The organism is Anabaena sp. CCY 9402-a, assembly GCF_963920945.1.
Lineage (GTDB): Bacteria > Cyanobacteriota > Cyanobacteriia > Cyanobacteriales > Nostocaceae > Trichormus > Trichormus minutissimus.
The window spans coordinates 1-16234 of record NZ_CAWUDL010000033.1; the positions used below are offsets into that span (position 1 = coordinate 1).

Below are 16234 nucleotides of genomic sequence, written 5' to 3' on the forward strand. Positions count from 1 at the left end.
ACGCTATTTTCAGCTTACTACCTGTCCTTTTCCTTATCCCGAACTCAGGTTAAGTTAAAATTTTTGCGCTTAAAATGAAATAATACTGAGATAGTATACTGAACTATGTCTAATTATCGCCGAGTCATAGCCTGTGGGGGTACTTTCTTTTTTACACAGGTAACTTACCAAAGAATCCCTTGGTTATGTAGCGATATAGGAAGAGACAATTTGAGAAAGGCTATTAGGCGAGTTCAGCAACTTTATCCTTTCTCTCTTGATGCGATCGCTCTTTTACCAGAACATATTCATTGTATCTGGACTTTACCAGAAAATGATGGTAATTATGCGATCCGTTGGCGATTAATTAAAAGCTTTGTTACCCAAAGTTGTGCAGAACAGTTAAACATTAAAGCAGAGATTAGTGAATCTCGCCAAAAACGCCAAGAAGGTAATTTATGGCAAAGGCGATATTGGGAACATTTAATTAGAGATGAAAAAGATTTTGCTAACCATTGCGATTATATTCATTACAATCCTGTCAAACATGGTTTATGTCAGTCTCCCAAAGAATGGCAATATTCAAGTTTTCACCGTTTTGTTCAACAAGGAATTTATTCAAAAGATTGGGGAACAGTTCAGACACCTAATATACCAGACAACATCGGTCGAGAATAACCGACATATTGTAGGGTGCGTCAGCATAGATTCATTTTCGTGATGAAATTATCCACTCAAGCTGACGCACCCTACTTGCTTGCTTTGCTACAAGATTGTTGTTCAGGAAATATAGGAACTGGATCGCCACAAATTATCAGATCGTAAAGCGCACCACCACCTCCTGCTAAGAAGACAAGTAAAATAATTTGCCAAAATTTCATTCCTATAGCTCCTTTTTGTTTTGTAATAAACTAATAATTAATTGAAATTAAGCATGGGCAATATTTTTATAAACATTGCTAACACGTTTCACAATAAAATAAGTTTTATAACTTTCAAGTTACTCATCACTCAGCCAAACTTTTAAGTTATAAGTTAATTTTGTTCCAGCATCAAGCCAGTAGTGAACTCGAATATGTGATGCGGTTGTTTCAGCAACATGAGCATCACCACGGCCAGCACCAGGAACAGAAACACCTAAAACTTTAACCGCAGGCACTGATTTAACATTTTTATTGAATTCAATTCTGGCAATTTTTTTTCCGTTATAAGGATGGCTCTCATCACCACTTATACCAACTAATCCAGCTTCATAACTCATTGATGTATCTATAACAAGTCTTTCAGTCATATTTTCTCCAAAAACAGTCATTTTAGACTCATATTCATATCTCGGCTGTATGGATGAAAAGGTTATACATTCACCCTATATTAAGTAGAAACACCCTAATTTATTTGCTTATTTGTATCCTAGAATAGTTACTTAAATGAAAAAAGCGGAAAAAAGCGGATGGTAAAAAAAATTAGCAATAAGGCGGAAAAATACGGTTAATCTCTGCTAAAATGCTTTGTGAAGGTTTACATTAACGTATATGCAAGTTCAGGAGCTATTACAATTTGTGGATGAAGCTGTTTACCATAAGACAGGTAGGCATCTTAATGACTTGCAGCGTGGAGTGATTGAGGGAACACTAAAGTATCAAAATTATTCGGACATAGCAGACGCTTTTAACTGTAGTCCTGGTCATGCCAAGGATGTAGGGTATGAACTTTTAAAATTGTTATCTGATATTTTTGATGAGCCAGTTGATAAAGGTAATCTTAAATCAGTTTTAGACCGTCACAGTAATATCAATCTTTCTCTGGGGGATAATACAATTAACAGTAATATAATTGGCTGCATAACAGTTAGTCCTAAACAACCAAAAACTCAAGCAAATAAACCTAATTCTAATATTTCTAGCTTCTCAGAGGATAGCAAAAATATAGTTCATGCTAAAAAAATTTACAAATTACGGCAGTTTGGTTTAAATGATGAGCAAATTGCAGAAGCTTTAGAGTTACCCTTGGAGATTGTTAAGCAGGTAACTTAGAAAAGTCTACAGAGGAATAATTCAATTAACTCCGCTTATAAACTAACTCCATTTTTAATTTCTCAATCTCCAGCTTCAACCTCTCATTCTCCATCCTCAACCTAACATTCTCCTCCCTAATCACTTCAATTTCATTCCTCTTAGTCAAAGCCTGATTAATTGCTAACTTCCTCATATCAAGCGAGAACCAACGTTGATAGGTTTGCGTGTGAACTTGCATACTATGCCCCAAATTATCAGCCGCCGCCTTGATTGGTATGCCTAAAAGATGCGCTCGAATTGCCCAGGCGTGACGTAGATCATAAGGCTTAAAATCTAATCCAATTTTACGAAACCACCAACTAACTCGCTGTGTTAATGCTGTTATTTCTGCATGATTAGCTTTATCTTTTTTACTAATTGCTGTCGCCAGCATTTCTAAATATTTAGGATTTTTTAAATCAAACGCATCAATCCATTCTTTATGTAAAGGTAATGCTTGCCTTTCCCCAGTCTTACACTCTTTATCTACTTTCCATGTCAAGTCTATATTTTCCTTACTTAACCACCAATCAATATTAGGGTTAATGAAAAGTTCCCTGGGGCGTAAACCAAAAACTGCTAACATTCCATACGTCCAACGCCAAAGTTGCCAGCTATCTTTTACATCTTCATTAACTTGATTCCCTCTCGTAGTTAGATAGTCATCAAACTTGGTAATTCCTGATAATATTTCTGCATCTGTGGGAATGTTGCGAGAATTGCGATCGGGCATTTTGGCATATTTAGACAAATCAATCTCTATATTGAATGTTATGCAAAATGCTGATATAGCTCTAGCTGCATTGTATCTTGCCCATTCTTTATCAATTTGTTCAATTGAACTGATGAGATTTTCCGCCGTTGCTAAATCTTTGGAATTAGTATATCGCTGGGTTCTAGAGAAATAGTAAAAAAAAGTATGTTCGCTTTTGGTAGTACGTTTATGGGTTTTAAAATACTCTTCGGCAAATTTTTCTAGCAACTCGCCTATTGTTTGTAAATCTTTTTTAGTCGCTTCTTTGCCTAAATATTTATCATTCCATTCAAAGGTTTTGCGAGCGATTAATTTACCCAATTCATAAGCTTCTTCTTCAGCCGTCTTGAGTCCATCCAAGTTAGCGGGAATATTTAAACTAAGATTATATTGTTTTCTCCCAGTACCATTGTTGTCTTTGTCTCCTGGTTTAATTGGTAACGTCGCCCGTAATTGCAGACTTCCATTTGATTCTCTAATTGATACTTTTGTCTTCGCAGACTTCAAACGCAGATTTATCTTCTCTAATTCTTGTAGTACCTTTGTTCTCATATGCTCTCTTTGCTGCTGTGCTTGCAGACTTGAGCCGAGAAAGCTGCCGTCGGTAGATGCGACTAGCTCTAAGTCTGCAAAGGCTTGCTGATATTTGTCTTGACCCTGATTTTGCATCGCTGTGATATTAGCCTATATTTAGCCTAAAAATTAATGTGTTCTAGGCAAACAATGTTCATAACTAACACTGCTCACCGCAAACAATAAGCTGTTTAAAGTCATTAAACCACAAAAAGGATTACTCCGGCCCTTATCACGGTTACGACGGATTCGCTATCTTCGCCCGCGATATGGATCTCGCGCTCAACAGCCCGACTTGGAGCTTGATTGGCGCACCTTGGAAGAAAGCTGCTGCAAAAGCTAAAGCTGCTGCCTAATTAATTCCAGGAAAATAGACGGATAGCCTGGGGTTTTTGCCCCAGGAAGCTAGGGAAGAATGTGAATGCTGAATGCTGGATGAATATTTTCATTCATTATTCATGATTCATCACTCGTGACTCTCTTGGCAGGAGTGAATCTCCCAGGCTATTCCCACACATCACTTACTAAACCAACCAGCAAGCGTAGAGAGAGAGACAAATGCCACAGAATCCTGACAAAATTGTAGACCACGTTGATCTATTCAAACAGCCCGAATACACCGAGTTGTTTGAAAACAAGAGAAAGAACTTTGAAGGCGCACATCCTCCTGAAGAAATTGAAAGAGTTTCTGAATGGACAAAATCTTGGGACTACCGGGAAAAGAACTTTGCTCGTCAAGCTTTAACCGTTAACCCCGCTAAAGGTTGCCAACCTGTAGGCGCAATGTTTGCTGCTTTGGGTTTTGAAGGTACTCTTCCCTTCGTTCAAGGTTCTCAAGGTTGCGTTGCTTACTTCCGTACCCACCTCAGCCGTCACTACAAAGAGCCTTGCTCCGCAGTATCTTCTTCCATGACAGAAGACGCAGCAGTATTCGGTGGTTTGAACAACATGGTCGAAGGTATGCAGGTTTCATACCAACTGTATAAGCCTAAGATGATTGCTGTTTGCACCACCTGTATGGCTGAAGTTATCGGTGATGACTTAGGCGCGTTCATCAGCAACTCTAAGAACGCTGGTTCTATTCCTCAAGACTTCCCCGTACCCTTTGCTCACACACCTAGCTTTGTTGGTTCTCATATCACTGGCTATGACAACATGATGAAGGGTATTCTGTCTAACCTGACAGAAGGCAAAAAGAAAGCTACCAGCAACGGTAAAATCAACATTATTCCTGGTTTTGATACCTATGTAGGTAACAACCGCGAAGTTAAGCGGATGATGGGTGTAATGGGTGTTGACTACACCATCCTGTCTGATAGCAGCGACTACTTTGATTCACCTAACATGGGTGAATACGAAATGTACCCAGGTGGTACAAAGTTGGAAGATGCGGCTGATTCTATCAACGCTAAAGCAACCGTAGCTCTCCAAGCTTACACCACACCTAAAACCCGCGAATACATTACAAAAGAGTGGAAGCAAGAAACAAAAGTTCTGCGCCCCTTTGGTGTTAAGGGTACTGACGAGTTCTTGACTGCTGTTTCTGAATTGACTGGTAAAGCGATTCCTGAAGAATTGGAAATCGAACGAGGTCGTTTAGTTGATGCTATCACTGACTCCTACGCTTGGATTCATGGTAAGAAGTTCGCTATCTACGGCGATCCAGATTTGATCATCTCCATTACCAGTTTCTTGTTAGAGATGGGTGCTGAACCAGTACACATACTCTGCAACAATGGTGATGAAACCTTCAAGAAAGAAATGGAAGCTATCCTCGCTGCTAGCCCATTCGGTAAAGAAGCTAAAGTTTGGATTCAAAAAGACTTGTGGCACTTCCGTTCCTTGTTGTTCACTGAGCCTGTAGACTTCTTCATCGGTAACTCTTACGGTAAGTACCTGTGGCGCGATACCAACATCCCAATGGTGCGGATTGGTTATCCTCTCTTCGATCGCCACCACTTACACCGCTATGCTACCCTCGGCTACCAAGGTGGTCTAAATATCCTTAACTGGGTTGTTAACACCCTTCTGGATGAAATGGATCGCAGCACCAACATCACTGGTAAGACCGATATCTCCTTCGACTTGATCCGCTAGAACTTGATTTGTGTGTTCTATTAATCGTTAGAGATTAGGGACTGGGGACTGGGGACTAGGGATGGGGAAGTTAATTCTTCCCAGTACCCAGTACCCGATCCCCAGTATCCTAAATTATCTTTTTCCTCTATTCCCTCTATTCCCTTCAGATAAGTAGTATGTCATCAACTCACACTCACCATCATCACCCTAATTTCCATCCACCCAACTATAAAAAACCCGGCACAATTGATGTGCTTCGTCCTTTGCGTCGTTGGGTTGATACTATTCCGGTTAAAAATTCTCGTTTTGCTCATCTTGTTTGCCAGGTAATTCCTTGTTGTTGTCCTTTTGAGCGAAATATTAGTTTATTTGGGCGGACTCTACACATTCCACCACTGTGCAAACTCAATCCTCTCTATGATGAATTTGTGGGATTGCGGTTTCGGGCTTTGTCTTATCTAGCTGATGAATGTGGAGAGGATATCACCAAGTACATTTGCTAGAGGCTAAAAGCTAGGGACTAGAGGCTAGGGAAGAGGAATTTTCTGGCTTTTTGTTTTAGCTAATTAGCTGTCTTTCTTGCAAAGGTCAAGTTTATGAAAATTTAACCGCCGGTGAGTTAGTAACGCTTTGCGTAAGGGGTTAGTTTTTTTAAACGCAGAGGTACACGGAGGTTAGCGCAGAGGTACACGGAGTATTTCTTAAGTTAATTCGCTGGGAGTTAAGGGAATGCTTGGTGTATTTTGCGGGGTTAGAGAAGATTTTTGCAGGAAGTTTATGATGAACGGTCATCAGTAAACAGGTTGGTAGCTAATAACTGTTTGCTGATGACTGATAACTGACAATTGAAAATGTCGATCTAGGACGAGAAGAGAGATGAACACCCAAGGTAAAATCAACGAGCTGCTTAATCAGCCTGGATGCGAGCATAATCAAGAGAAACACGGTGCAAAGAAGAATAAGTCTTGTACGCAACAAGCACAACCGGGTGCTGCTCAAGGGGGATGCGCTTTTGATGGGGCGATGATTGCTCTAGTACCTATTGTCGATGCGGCTCATTTGGTTCACGGACCGATCGCCTGCGCGGGTAATTCTTGGGGTAGTCGTGGTAGTCTCTCTTCTGGCCCCCAACTCTATAAAACGGGCTTCACTACCGATATGACTGAAAATGATGTGATTTTCGGTGGTGAGAAGAAGCTATATAAGGCAATTCTGGAAATTAACAAGCGTTACAATCCAAAAGCTGTCTTTGTCTACGCTACTTGTGTGACGGCTTTGATTGGTGATGATATTAATGCTGTTTGTAAAACGGCGGCTGAGAAAATTGGTACTCCGGTGATTCCTGTGTTTGCGCCTGGGTTTATTGGTAGTAAGAATCTCGGCAACCGTTTTGGCGGTGAAGCTTTATTAGATTATGTTGTCGGGACAGCAGAACCGGAGTTCACCACACCCTATGATATAAACTTAATTGGCGAGTACAATATCGCCGGGGAAATGTGGGGAGTCCTGCCGTTACTAGAAAAATTGGGTATTCGCGTCCTGTCAAAAATTTCAGGCGATGCTCGATTTGAAGAAATCCGCTATGCTCACCGCGCCAAGCTGAACGTGATGATCTGTTCGCGGGCGTTGCTTAATATGGCGAAAAAGATGGAGGAACAATACGGCATCCCCTACATTGAAGAGTCTTTTTATGGCATCGATGATATGAATCGGTGTCTGCGGAATATTGCTGCCAAATTGGGCGACCCTGATTTACAGGAACGCACAGAAAAGCTGATCGCTTCAGAAATGGCAACTTTAGATTTGGCACTTGCTCCCTACCGCGATCGCCTCAGAGGTAAGCGAGTTGTCTTATATACTGGCGGTGTCAAGAGCTGGTCAATTATCTCGGCAGCTAAGGACTTGGGTATAGAAGTTGTCGCGACTAGTACCAGAAAAAGTACCGAGGAAGATAAAGCTAAAATCAAGAATTTGCTTGGTACTGATGGCATCATGCTAGAGAAGGGCAACGCGAAAGAATTACTAGAACTAGTAAAAGATACACAAGCTGATATGTTAATTGCTGGTGGTCGTAACCAATACACCGCCCTCAAAGCCCGGATTCCTTTCCTCGATATCAACCAAGAACGTCATCATCCCTACGCTGGTTATGTAGGAATGTTAGAAATGGCGCGGGAACTGTACGAAGCCCTCTACAGTCCGATTTGGGAACAAGTCCGCAAACCTGCACCTTGGGACGAAGATATGGGGACATGGGCGAGTGAATATACAAAAAATCAAGATCGCGCCTTGACATCCATCGAAGAATTGATCTGATTGGGCATGGGGCAAGAAAAAGTCAAACCAATTCGCAATTCGCAATGGACTAACGTCCCGCTCCGCTAACGCAATTGCAATCAGTGGGGGCTTGAAACCCACATAATTACCAATTTGGTCAAAAGATTTTTTCTTTTCCCTGTCACCTGTAACCTGTCCCCTGTAACCTCTATAGAGGAGTTAATCCGATGGCGGTTGTCACTGTTCCCAATAAATCCGTTGCAGTTAATCCTCTCAAGCAAAGTCAAGCTTTGGGTGCATCTCTGGCTTTTTTGGGATTGAAGGGGATGATTCCTCTGTTCCACGGTTCTCAAGGTTGTACAGCCTTCGCCAAGGTGGTGTTAGTCCGTCATTTTCGGGAAGCGATTCCCCTGGCTACGACAGCGATGACAGAAGTAAGTACCATCTTGGGTGGGGAAGAGAACGTTGAACAGGCGATTCTCACCCTAATAGAGAAATCTAGCCCCGATATTATCGGTTTGTGTAGCACAGGACTTACAGAAACCAGAGGCGATGATATTGAGAGATTCTTAAAGGATATCCGCGATCGCCATCCTGAAATCGCTCACATCCCAGTTGTCTTTGCACCTACACCCGACTTTAAAGGGGCGTTGCAAGATGGGTTTGCGGCGGCTGTAGAGTGCATAGTTAAAGACATTCCCCAACCAGGCGGAATCAAAAGTGAGCAAGTTACAATTCTCGCCGGTTCTGCCTTTACCCCAGGGGATTTGCAAGAAATCAAAGAAATTGTTACCGCCTTTGGATTAGAGCCTATCTTTGTACCTGACATCGGTGCTTCCCTTGATGGACATCTAGAAGATGGTTATAGTGCGGTAACAACTAGCGGTACAACAGTCAAACAACTAAGAGAAGTTGGTTGTTCCGCCTTTACTATCGCCTTGGGTGAAAGTATGCGGGGTGCTGCCAAAATTCTAGAAGAACGGTTTGGTATTCCCTACGAAGTGTTTAGTGAACTCACTGGTTTAGAACCAGTAGACGAGTTTTTACAAGCACTAGCCATCCTCAGCAGCAACCCCGTTCCCGAAAAATACCGCCGTCAACGCCGACAATTGCAAGACGCGATGTTAGACACGCACTTTTACTTTGGTGCGAAGCGAGTATCCTTAGCATTAGAACCCGATTTACTGTGGTCAACAGTGCGGTTTCTGCAATCGATGGGGACACAAATCCATGCAGCCGTTACCACTACACGTTCTCCCCTCTTAGAGAAACTCCCCATCAAAAGCGTCAGCATTGGAGATTTAGAAGACTTTGAAGAATTGGCAGTTGGATCTGACCTGCTGATTGGTAATTCTAACGTAACTGCGATCGCCAAACGACTTTCTCTTCCTCACTATCGTCTCGGTATACCTATTTATGACCGTTTAGGTAATGGTCTGTTCACAAAAGTAGGTTATCGCGGCTCAATGGAAGTCTTATTTGGCATCGGCAACCTATTTTTAGAAGCAGAAGAAGAACGAGTGAAACATCTATGGGGACTGGGAATCAGTGCTGAGTAATCACTCAGTGCTGAGTAACGAGTAACGAGTGCTGAGTAAAATTTTAACTCACCACTCATTACTTATTACTTATTACTCCTTACTTATTACTCCTTACTTACCACTCCCTACTCAGCACTCAGCACTCAGCACTCAGCACTAACAAAGCAGGAAAACCAGCATGAAAATTGCCTTTACGACTACCGACCACGTTCATATTAATGCTCACTTTGGTTGGGCGAGAGAAATTGATGTTTACGAAATCAATGCTGAAGGATATCAATTCTTAGAAACCTTAAACTTTGAAGGTGACTTACAACAAGACGGCAACGAAGATAAAGTCACACCAAAACTAGAAGCATTAGTTGACTGTGCCATTGTTTATGTTACAGCTATTGGTGGAACTGCGGCTGCTAAATTAATTAAAAAAGGCGTAACCCCAGTTAAGGCACGTTCTGAAGAAGAAGAAATTAAAGAACTTCTGAATAAATTAGTTACAACCCTCAAAGGTAATCCTCCACCTTGGTTACGTAAAGCATTACAACCAAAAACCACCAGCTTTTTAGATGAACTGGAGGATGAAGCAACAGTATGAGTGCAGAAAATAGCGTAAACGACACCACAAATAGCGTAGTTGCCAACTCAGCTTTCCTAAAAGTATTAGTATTACAAATCCGTGGACAAGACAGCTACGGAATTTACCGTAATTGGTCGGATGAACTACTACTAAAACCCTTCGTCGTTCCCAAAAAAAAGAAACGGGAAATTTCCATCGCAGGTGAAGTTGATGCCGTCACCCAAGCGCGAATCATGTCATTTTTCCGCGCCATCGCCGCCAGAATTGAACAAGAAACAGGACTAATTTCCCAAGTAGTCCTTGACTTAAGTAATGAAGGCTTTGGTTGGGCATTAGTATTTTCCGGTCGCCTATTACTCACCGTCAAAACCCTACGTGACGCTCACCGCTTCGGCTTTGACTCCCTAGAACACCTAGCAGAAGAAGGCGAAAAATTCATCGAAAGAGGACTTGACTTAGCCAACCGCTTCCAAGAAGTCAGCAAATTGTAATAAAAACTCTGTGTCTCCGTGTCTCCGTGGTTCATCAAATCTTTTTAACTACAAAGACACAGAGACACAAAGGAGAAGAAGGTGCAAATAGAAGAAACCAGTATCGAAGAAATCCAAACTAAAATTAAACGCCTCAACAGTAAAGCCGGGCAAATGAAAATGGATCTGCACGACTTAGCAGAAGGCTTGCCCACAGATTACACACAATTAATGGATGTTGCAGCCGCAACTTATGAAATTTATCGTCAGCTTGATGAACTTAAGCAATATCTCAAGCAATTGGAGAACGCTAAATGACTAAAACTATTGAAGAATTCAAAAAACTCGTAGATGCAGAAGAATATTTTAAATTCTTTGAATTAGACTACGACCCCAAACTTGTTAATGTAAATCGTTTACATATTCTCAAAAAATTCTCTCAATTCATGAGCGAAATTGATAGTAACCCTGACTTAAGTACAGAAGAAAGGTTAAATCAATATTCATTGGCATTGCAACAGGCTTATGAGACATTTCTTGAATCATCACCTCAACAACAAAAGTTGTTCAAGGTATTTAAAGACAAGCCAAAAAATGTAATTACGCTGACAGAACTAAATTCTGATTAGGAGGTATAAAGTGATCAACCTAACGCCTACCGAGTTAGAACGATATAGTCGCCAAATGATGCTACCAAACTTTGGCGAAGTAGCTCAAAAGCGTCTGAAGTCAGCGACGGTTTTAGTGACAGGTGTGGGGGGATTAGGCGGTACGGCTGCGCTTTACCTAGCAGTAGCAGGCGTTGGGCGGCTAATCCTAGTCCGGGGCGGTGATCTGCGACTGGATGATATGAATCGTCAGGTTCTGATGACGGATGATTGGGTAGGTAAACCCAGGGTTTTCAAAGCAGAAGAAACCCTCAAGGCGATCAATCCTGATATTCAGATAGAAGCAGTTCACGACTATATCACCCCAGAGAATGTAGACTCGTTAGTGCAGTCTGCTGATATGGCTCTTGATTGCGCTCACAACTTTACAGAGCGTGATTTGTTAAACGCAGCTTGTGTGCGCTGGCGGAAGCCAATGGTAGAAGCAGCGATGAACGGGATGGAGGCTTACTTAACCACGATTATTCCTGGTGTAACTCCTTGTTTATCTTGTTTCTTTCCAGAGAAGCCGGAATGGGATCGACGTGGCTTTTCTGTGTTGGGTGCTGTTTCTGGGACATTGGCTTGTCTGACAGCATTAGAAGCAATTAAGCTGATCACTGGATTTAGTCAACCTCTGTTGTCGCAATTGTTGACCATTGACTTCAATCGGATGGAATTTGCCAAGCGTCATTCTCAGCGCGATCGCTCTTGTCCAGTATGCGGTAACAACGCCCCTTGGAGATACGCACAACCTAATTCGATGGAAGCTAGTAGTAATTGCACACATAGTTAAAGTAACCGGGAGAGTAATACTAACATCTCCCCACTGACTACTCATAACTCAGCACTACATACAGCCTACACCTAGAATCACAAAAACTAATCGCTACAAATCAGGAGATTTGATGACCATTACTTTAACAGAAAAAGCCGAATTTCGTTTATGGGCATTCTTGCGAAGTTCCACTACTGACACTAATGAAACCACTACAAAGGGTGTCCGTCTATCTATCAAAGATGGTGGATGCAGTGGCTATGAGTATGGCATGGATATCACCAGCAAGCCACAGCCAGACGATTTAGTTATTCAGCAAGGAAAAGTTTTGGTTTATCTTGATGCCAAAAGTGCGCCTTTATTAGAAGGACTTGTCATCGATTTTGTGGAAGGGGTTGTTGAAAGTGGCTTTAAGTTCACTAACCCTAAAGCAACCAGTACCTGCGGTTGTGGTAAGTCTTTCAAAGCTGGTGATTCTTCCCCCGAAGGCGTACCTTGCAGCTAAATCATTCGTAATGGATCATGCGTAATTCGTAATTAATATAAATTACGAATTACAAATTACGAATTAATAAAAGTTTCCCTTAGACAAAATAAAACAGACACTTGTCTTTAACCTCGCAACAAAAGCAGTGTCTCTCTCCGCCCCAATTCTCGAAGAGTCAAGGGAGATTTAACAACTTCGAGAAATTTATCCCATCCTATAAATCTTGAGGAGAATCGGAAAATGGCAAGCTATCAAGTTAGATTGATCAACAAAAAAGAAGACCTCGACACCACAATTGAAATCGATGAAGAGACTACAATTTTGGATGGAGCAGAAGAAAATGGTATTGAATTACCTTTCTCTTGCCATTCAGGTTCTTGCTCTAGCTGTGTAGGCAAAATTGTTGAAGGTGAAGTTGATCAATCTGATCAAATCTTCTTAGATGATGAACAAATGGGTAAAGGATTTGCTTTACTTTGTGTTACCTACCCCCGTTCTAACTGCACAATCAAAACTCACCAAGAACCATATTTAGTTTAATCAATCGCTGTAGTCGCTACTATCCACAGTTTTTGAAAATCTACATTAAGTCAGGATGATCTACATATTTCATCCTGATTCCTTGTATGTAAAAATTGTAGTTTGTATTAAACACAACACAAGTTTACAAAATAACAAAAATTTTGAATTTTAATTAGGTGACTACCAATGTTTACCCCATTTAGTGTAGCTGGCTGCTCTTTAGAACTGCTCAGACTTGGAGAGAAAGGTATCGTCATTTCCTGTAAAATTCAGGATCAGGCAGTTATGAAAAAACTTATATCACTCGGTTTAACAACAGGTACTAATATTACTGTAGAGCAGGAGTTTCCCTCATTATTAATCAAAGTAGGTAATATTTTACTAGAAATAGATAAAGAATTAGCACGCGCTATTTATGTTCGGATTATTTAGATGTTACGTCTACTATTAATAAATAATTAGTTAAAAATCAGAATCCCGTTATCGTCGATATACCGGGATTCTTAGTTGTACAAATATGAAAAATTAAATTGATTAACTAAATCTGGGGATTGTTTTAATCTATAGCCACTATGACATCTGAGGATTTGATCAGAGCATAAGCTGCTTTACCCTCAGCAAGTTGCAACTTGTCTGCTGACGACTTAGTGATGATTGAAACTATCTCTACACCAGGAGCAAGTTCTAAAGTTACTTCTGTATTTATTGCACCTGGCACAACTTTTTTAACTGTGGTTTTGAGAAAATTACGCGCACTAACTTCCATATGTTATGAACCTGAACTGTTTACACTTGATAAGATACCAACATTTTAGGTAACAAAAGAGCAGCTTTAGATTCTCTTAATAATTTTCCATAATATAAATTAAAGTCAAAAGTAGAAAGGTAATAATAAAAAAGTTTTACTGCCTTTTTACTTTTTGGAGTCTGAGTTTACAACTCTAATTTTCTAAATTCTATAGCATTGTGTTTAGAAATGGTGGGCATTGCTCACCATTACCTTTATTAGACCTCTTGCAAAAGTCCGAAAATGAGATGTGTCATTCTGAATAAAATGTAGAATCTTTGAGATGTTTCGCTTCGCTCAACATGACAGTTTAAGCATTTATGCAAGAGGTCTATTGTGCAAATTTTTTCTACATACAACAACCAATGATGAATCAAAGAAGTAACCCCAATTTTAGTCCAGCAACTCAACAATGGTTGATAGCGAATGATTACAGCATTCAAGACTTAAATCAGCCTGGGGAAAATGGCGATACAGCTTTGATGAAAGCGACAAGAGAAGGAGTTTACGCAGTCGTGAAAGAATTAATTGATGCGGGGGCTGAGATTAATGCCAAAAATAATGATAGTAATAATGCTTTATGGTTTGCTTGTTTTGGCAATCACTACGATTTAATTAATTTGCTAGTAGATGCCAAAATTGATATCAACAATCAAAATGATAATGGTGCAACTGTTTTAATGTATGCCGCTTCATCTGGTAAAGCAGAAGTTGTAAAATTACTTTTACAATACCATCCTAACTTAGATTTAAAAAATTTGGATGATTATAGAGCGATAGATTTTGCTAGCACAACAGAAGTTTTAAGGATATTGAAAAATGCGTCAAGATAATAGTTCTGGTAAAGCTTACCATGAGGCTACCAAGCATTCTTACTTATCGGTGCAGCTTGATCCAAATTATATTGATGCTTCAACTCAACCAATTGCATTTAAAGTTTATCCAAAGTTTTATAGAAGAGTGAAATTAAATCTCAATAATAAAATTCACTCTTTTATTTGGTTAACTAGTGCAGTTACTTTAGAGAAGGTATATAACAATGTTCCTTACAAACTGCGGGTAAATCCATCAGCAGGCGCACTGTATCCTACGGAGGTGTACGTACAGATTCGGGGAGTGCCGGATATAGTAGATGGTATCTATCATGTAGAAGTTGAGAATAATTGTCTAACACTCATCTATGAATTAATTGATGATGGTTTAGAGAGTTATATTATACCGAACAAAAGTATAAGCGGATTCATTTTTTTCATTAGTTCTGTTTATTATAGGTCTAGTTGGAAATATAAAAACAGGAGCATAAGATATTGCCTGTTAGATAGCGGACACCATTTAGGTGCTATTGCAGCTTCAGCTTATCTTCATGAACGTGATATCCAGCTAATTTTTGACTTTGATAAACTTGCTCTCAATACAGCTTTAGGGTTTGAGAATAAAGAGTTTATTACGGCTTGTGCAGTATCTGGTGAAGCACAAGATCAGAAAGTTAGACAACTCAGGCTACAAGTTCCTTTTGTTTGCGGTACAGATTATTTTGAAGCTAATCAATTTATTGAAGATAGCTATCAAACAACAGCTTGTCAAACAAGTCAAAAACAACAACTCAAGCAGCCTCAATTTGATTTTGAGCCAGACAAATTTTATCAAACTGTCTGGAATAGACGTTCAATTAGACGTTTCCGGAAAGAGTCTATTTTGCAAGAACAATATTTATATGTCTTGCAAAAACTAGAGCAGTCAATCCCCACAGAAAACTTTGAGGAAGTAGAAATTTACTCTGTGGTGCATCGTGTTGACGGAATGTTACCAGGGTTATATAAAGGCGCGAATTTGATTAAAGCAGGTAACTTCAGCGAACAGACTGGTTACTTGTGCATTAATCAAGCTATAGCAAGAGATTGTGGTGTGATTTTCTTTTTTGTATGTGAATATACCAGCTATCAAACAGCTATGCAGATAGCGGGGTTTCTGGGACAAAGAATTTATCTGGTGAGTAATTATGTAGGCATTCAATGTAGTGGCATTGGTGCTTTTTATGATAATGAAACCCAGCAATTCTTAGAAACAGATAAAGATGTGCTTTATGCAATGGCAATTGGAATTTAAGTAGGAATGTAAACAGAAATGAGCGGGCAGAGGTATCATTTTAACGGTGATGACTATCATCCTATGCAGCCATCATCGGCTGATATTATATTGAGACAGCAACTAGAGTATTCGATTAGTAGATACTTTTACGAAGAGTGCGATCGCACTCTGCAAAATCTGTTATCTAATTGTCGATGGTATGTGACAACTCAAGCCAACGCCATGACGCTGGTGATTGAATGCCCCGATCAAGTTACTAACTGGCGGGTTTTACAAAAACTTGTCCCAATGGGGAAATTACTCAATCAAATAGTTAGCAGTGCTAAAATTCGGGTTTGTCCCCCAGAAAATGAAGGTGTACCTTTTGAAATGAGGGTAGATGAACTTTCTGTGTATCGGGATATGGCTTAAGTGGGAGCAGAGGGGCAGGGGGCAGGGAGCAGGGGAGATTTAAATCAGTTAAGTGTTAATACCCAATGCCCAATGTCCCCTAATAATTACGTAGCACAAGCCTTTCCTTTCCTTTGCTACGCAATGCGCTTCCTTCTCTAAGAGAGGCTGCGCCCTAAGCGTAGCTATGTCGCAGGCTTTACGGAACACTGCTTGAACGCGCAGCGTATTCGT

General features: G+C 40.4%; 21 protein-coding genes and 1 pseudogene. 18 read left to right on the forward strand and 4 right to left on the reverse strand.

Translation table 11 applies throughout. From position 1 onward, the window contains the following. Positions 1-105 precede the first annotated feature (105 nt). Entirely contained in the window at positions 106-657 is a 552-nt protein-coding gene (locus ACM0OR_RS13845; RefSeq protein ID WP_414576792.1) for an REP-associated tyrosine transposase, read from the forward strand. A gap of 71 nt (positions 658-728) precedes the next feature. Here the strand turns inward: ACM0OR_RS13845 and ACM0OR_RS13850 are convergent, their stop codons facing one another. After that, positions 729-860, reverse strand: a complete 132-nt coding sequence (locus ACM0OR_RS13850; RefSeq protein ID WP_414576794.1) for a hypothetical protein — start codon at positions 858-860, stop codon at positions 729-731. A 119-nt stretch (positions 861-979) separates the two neighbouring features. Beyond that, a complete protein-coding gene (locus ACM0OR_RS13855; protein ID WP_414576796.1) occupies positions 980-1291 on the reverse strand; it encodes a hypothetical protein in 312 nt (103 codons plus the stop codon). Positions 1292-1511: 220 nt separating this feature from the next. On the opposite strand from ACM0OR_RS13855, the gene ACM0OR_RS13860 reads away from it, so the two are divergent. After that, complete coding sequence (locus ACM0OR_RS13860; protein WP_414576797.1) at positions 1512-2012, forward strand: hypothetical protein; 501 nt, start codon at positions 1512-1514, stop codon at positions 2010-2012. Positions 2013-2037: 25 nt separating this feature from the next. Here the strand turns inward: ACM0OR_RS13860 and ACM0OR_RS13865 are convergent, their stop codons facing one another. Beyond that, a complete protein-coding gene (locus tag ACM0OR_RS13865) occupies positions 2038-3456 on the reverse strand; it encodes a site-specific integrase (RefSeq protein WP_414576798.1) in 1419 nt (472 codons plus the stop codon). Between the two features lie 110 nt (positions 3457-3566). Between ACM0OR_RS13865 and ACM0OR_RS13870 the strand changes: the two are divergent. The 13 genes and pseudogenes from ACM0OR_RS13870 to ACM0OR_RS13930 all read left to right on the forward strand — a co-directional run. Further along, a pseudogene (locus tag ACM0OR_RS13870) lies at positions 3567-3716 on the forward strand (nitrogenase molybdenum-iron protein subunit alpha); the annotation flags it as partial. Between the two features lie 202 nt (positions 3717-3918). Beyond that, positions 3919-5457 (forward strand): nitrogenase molybdenum-iron protein subunit beta, encoded by a 1539-nt coding sequence (gene nifK, locus ACM0OR_RS13875; RefSeq protein ID WP_414576800.1) that lies wholly within the window; start codon positions 3919-3921, stop codon positions 5455-5457. 158 nt (positions 5458-5615) lie between these two features. Beyond that, positions 5616-5942: a Mo-dependent nitrogenase C-terminal domain-containing protein gene (locus ACM0OR_RS13880; RefSeq protein WP_190710109.1), complete on the forward strand. Its 327-nt coding sequence runs from the start codon at positions 5616-5618 to the stop codon at positions 5940-5942. 373 nt (positions 5943-6315) lie between these two features. Continuing rightward, complete coding sequence (nifE, locus tag ACM0OR_RS13885; RefSeq protein WP_414576801.1) at positions 6316-7755, forward strand: nitrogenase iron-molybdenum cofactor biosynthesis protein NifE; 1440 nt, start codon at positions 6316-6318, stop codon at positions 7753-7755. A 188-nt stretch (positions 7756-7943) separates the two neighbouring features. After that, positions 7944-9275 (forward strand): nitrogenase iron-molybdenum cofactor biosynthesis protein NifN, encoded by a 1332-nt coding sequence (gene nifN, locus ACM0OR_RS13890; protein WP_323265197.1) that lies wholly within the window; start codon positions 7944-7946, stop codon positions 9273-9275. Positions 9276-9435: 160 nt separating this feature from the next. After that, on the forward strand, positions 9436-9849 hold the full coding sequence (gene nifX, locus ACM0OR_RS13895) for a nitrogen fixation protein NifX (RefSeq protein ID WP_190710115.1): 414 nt from the start codon (positions 9436-9438) through the stop codon (positions 9847-9849). Next, positions 9846-10322: a NifX-associated nitrogen fixation protein gene (locus ACM0OR_RS13900; RefSeq protein WP_323265196.1), complete on the forward strand. Its 477-nt coding sequence runs from the start codon at positions 9846-9848 to the stop codon at positions 10320-10322. Before nifX ends, ACM0OR_RS13900 begins: the two co-directional genes overlap by 4 nt. 81 nt (positions 10323-10403) lie before the next feature. After that, positions 10404-10619 carry a CCE_0567 family metalloprotein gene (locus ACM0OR_RS13905; protein ID WP_190710119.1) on the forward strand — a complete coding sequence of 72 codons (216 nt, stop codon included), beginning with the start codon at positions 10404-10406 and terminating at the stop codon, positions 10617-10619. After that, on the forward strand, positions 10616-10930 hold the full coding sequence (nifW, locus tag ACM0OR_RS13910; protein ID WP_323265195.1) for a nitrogenase-stabilizing/protective protein NifW: 315 nt from the start codon (positions 10616-10618) through the stop codon (positions 10928-10930). The genes ACM0OR_RS13905 and nifW overlap by 4 nt, the downstream gene beginning before the upstream one ends. 10 nt (positions 10931-10940) lie before the next feature. Further along, on the forward strand, positions 10941-11744 hold the full coding sequence (locus tag ACM0OR_RS13915; protein WP_190710123.1) for a HesA/MoeB/ThiF family protein: 804 nt from the start codon (positions 10941-10943) through the stop codon (positions 11742-11744). Between the two features lie 112 nt (positions 11745-11856). After that, on the forward strand, positions 11857-12231 hold the full coding sequence (locus ACM0OR_RS13920; RefSeq protein ID WP_323265194.1) for an iron-sulfur cluster assembly accessory protein: 375 nt from the start codon (positions 11857-11859) through the stop codon (positions 12229-12231). Between the two features lie 222 nt (positions 12232-12453). Further along, positions 12454-12753: a 2Fe-2S iron-sulfur cluster-binding protein gene (locus tag ACM0OR_RS13925; protein WP_190710126.1), complete on the forward strand. Its 300-nt coding sequence runs from the start codon at positions 12454-12456 to the stop codon at positions 12751-12753. A gap of 168 nt (positions 12754-12921) precedes the next feature. Continuing rightward, positions 12922-13167: a FeoA family protein gene (locus tag ACM0OR_RS13930; protein WP_323265193.1), complete on the forward strand. Its 246-nt coding sequence runs from the start codon at positions 12922-12924 to the stop codon at positions 13165-13167. Between the two features lie 124 nt (positions 13168-13291). Here the strand turns inward: ACM0OR_RS13930 and ACM0OR_RS13935 are convergent, their stop codons facing one another. Next, entirely contained in the window at positions 13292-13501 is a 210-nt protein-coding gene (locus tag ACM0OR_RS13935) for a TOBE domain-containing protein (RefSeq protein WP_190710131.1), read from the reverse strand. 389 nt (positions 13502-13890) lie between these two features. On the opposite strand from ACM0OR_RS13935, the gene ACM0OR_RS13940 reads away from it, so the two are divergent. From ACM0OR_RS13940 to ACM0OR_RS13950, 3 genes are read left to right on the forward strand one after another with little or no spacing between them, the layout of a single operon-like run. Continuing rightward, a complete protein-coding gene (locus tag ACM0OR_RS13940) occupies positions 13891-14355 on the forward strand; it encodes an ankyrin repeat domain-containing protein (protein WP_323265256.1) in 465 nt (154 codons plus the stop codon). Beyond that, positions 14342-15628 (forward strand): SagB family peptide dehydrogenase, encoded by a 1287-nt coding sequence (locus tag ACM0OR_RS13945; RefSeq protein WP_414576805.1) that lies wholly within the window; start codon positions 14342-14344, stop codon positions 15626-15628. Before ACM0OR_RS13940 ends, ACM0OR_RS13945 begins: the two co-directional genes overlap by 14 nt. A gap of 18 nt (positions 15629-15646) precedes the next feature. Continuing rightward, positions 15647-16021, forward strand: a complete 375-nt coding sequence (locus tag ACM0OR_RS13950; protein ID WP_190710135.1) for a hypothetical protein — start codon at positions 15647-15649, stop codon at positions 16019-16021. Positions 16022-16234: the final 213 nt, after the last annotated feature.

Bases quoted from the DNA above. Each gene is read 5' to 3' on its own strand.
- ACM0OR_RS13880 (WP_190710109.1), top strand. From the start codon at position 5,616: ATGTCATCAACTCACACTCACCATCATCACCCTAATTTCCATCCACCC.
- ACM0OR_RS13925 (WP_190710126.1), top strand. From the start codon at position 12,454: ATGGCAAGCTATCAAGTTAGATTGATCAACAAAAAAGAAGACCTCGAC.
- ACM0OR_RS13900 (WP_323265196.1), top strand. From the start codon at position 9,846: ATGAGTGCAGAAAATAGCGTAAACGACACCACAAATAGCGTAGTTGCC.
- ACM0OR_RS13845 (WP_414576792.1), top strand. From the start codon at position 106: ATGTCTAATTATCGCCGAGTCATAGCCTGTGGGGGTACTTTCTTTTTT.
- ACM0OR_RS13865 (WP_414576798.1), bottom strand. From the start codon at position 3,456: ATGCAAAATCAGGGTCAAGACAAATATCAGCAAGCCTTTGCAGACTTA.
- ACM0OR_RS13920 (WP_323265194.1), top strand. From the start codon at position 11,857: ATGACCATTACTTTAACAGAAAAAGCCGAATTTCGTTTATGGGCATTC.
- ACM0OR_RS13945 (WP_414576805.1), top strand. From the start codon at position 14,342: ATGCGTCAAGATAATAGTTCTGGTAAAGCTTACCATGAGGCTACCAAG.
- ACM0OR_RS13950 (WP_190710135.1), top strand. From the start codon at position 15,647: ATGAGCGGGCAGAGGTATCATTTTAACGGTGATGACTATCATCCTATG.
- nifW (WP_323265195.1), top strand. From the start codon at position 10,616: ATGACTAAAACTATTGAAGAATTCAAAAAACTCGTAGATGCAGAAGAA.
- ACM0OR_RS13860 (WP_414576797.1), top strand. From the start codon at position 1,512: ATGCAAGTTCAGGAGCTATTACAATTTGTGGATGAAGCTGTTTACCAT.
- ACM0OR_RS13930 (WP_323265193.1), top strand. From the start codon at position 12,922: ATGTTTACCCCATTTAGTGTAGCTGGCTGCTCTTTAGAACTGCTCAGA.
- ACM0OR_RS13935 (WP_190710131.1), bottom strand. From the start codon at position 13,501: ATGGAAGTTAGTGCGCGTAATTTTCTCAAAACCACAGTTAAAAAAGTT.
- nifK (WP_414576800.1), top strand. From the start codon at position 3,919: ATGCCACAGAATCCTGACAAAATTGTAGACCACGTTGATCTATTCAAA.
- nifE (WP_414576801.1), top strand. From the start codon at position 6,316: ATGAACACCCAAGGTAAAATCAACGAGCTGCTTAATCAGCCTGGATGC.
- nifN (WP_323265197.1), top strand. From the start codon at position 7,944: ATGGCGGTTGTCACTGTTCCCAATAAATCCGTTGCAGTTAATCCTCTC.
- ACM0OR_RS13850 (WP_414576794.1), bottom strand. From the start codon at position 860: ATGAAATTTTGGCAAATTATTTTACTTGTCTTCTTAGCAGGAGGTGGT.
- ACM0OR_RS13940 (WP_323265256.1), top strand. From the start codon at position 13,891: ATGAATCAAAGAAGTAACCCCAATTTTAGTCCAGCAACTCAACAATGG.
- nifX (WP_190710115.1), top strand. From the start codon at position 9,436: ATGAAAATTGCCTTTACGACTACCGACCACGTTCATATTAATGCTCAC.
- ACM0OR_RS13855 (WP_414576796.1), bottom strand. From the start codon at position 1,291: ATGACTGTTTTTGGAGAAAATATGACTGAAAGACTTGTTATAGATACA.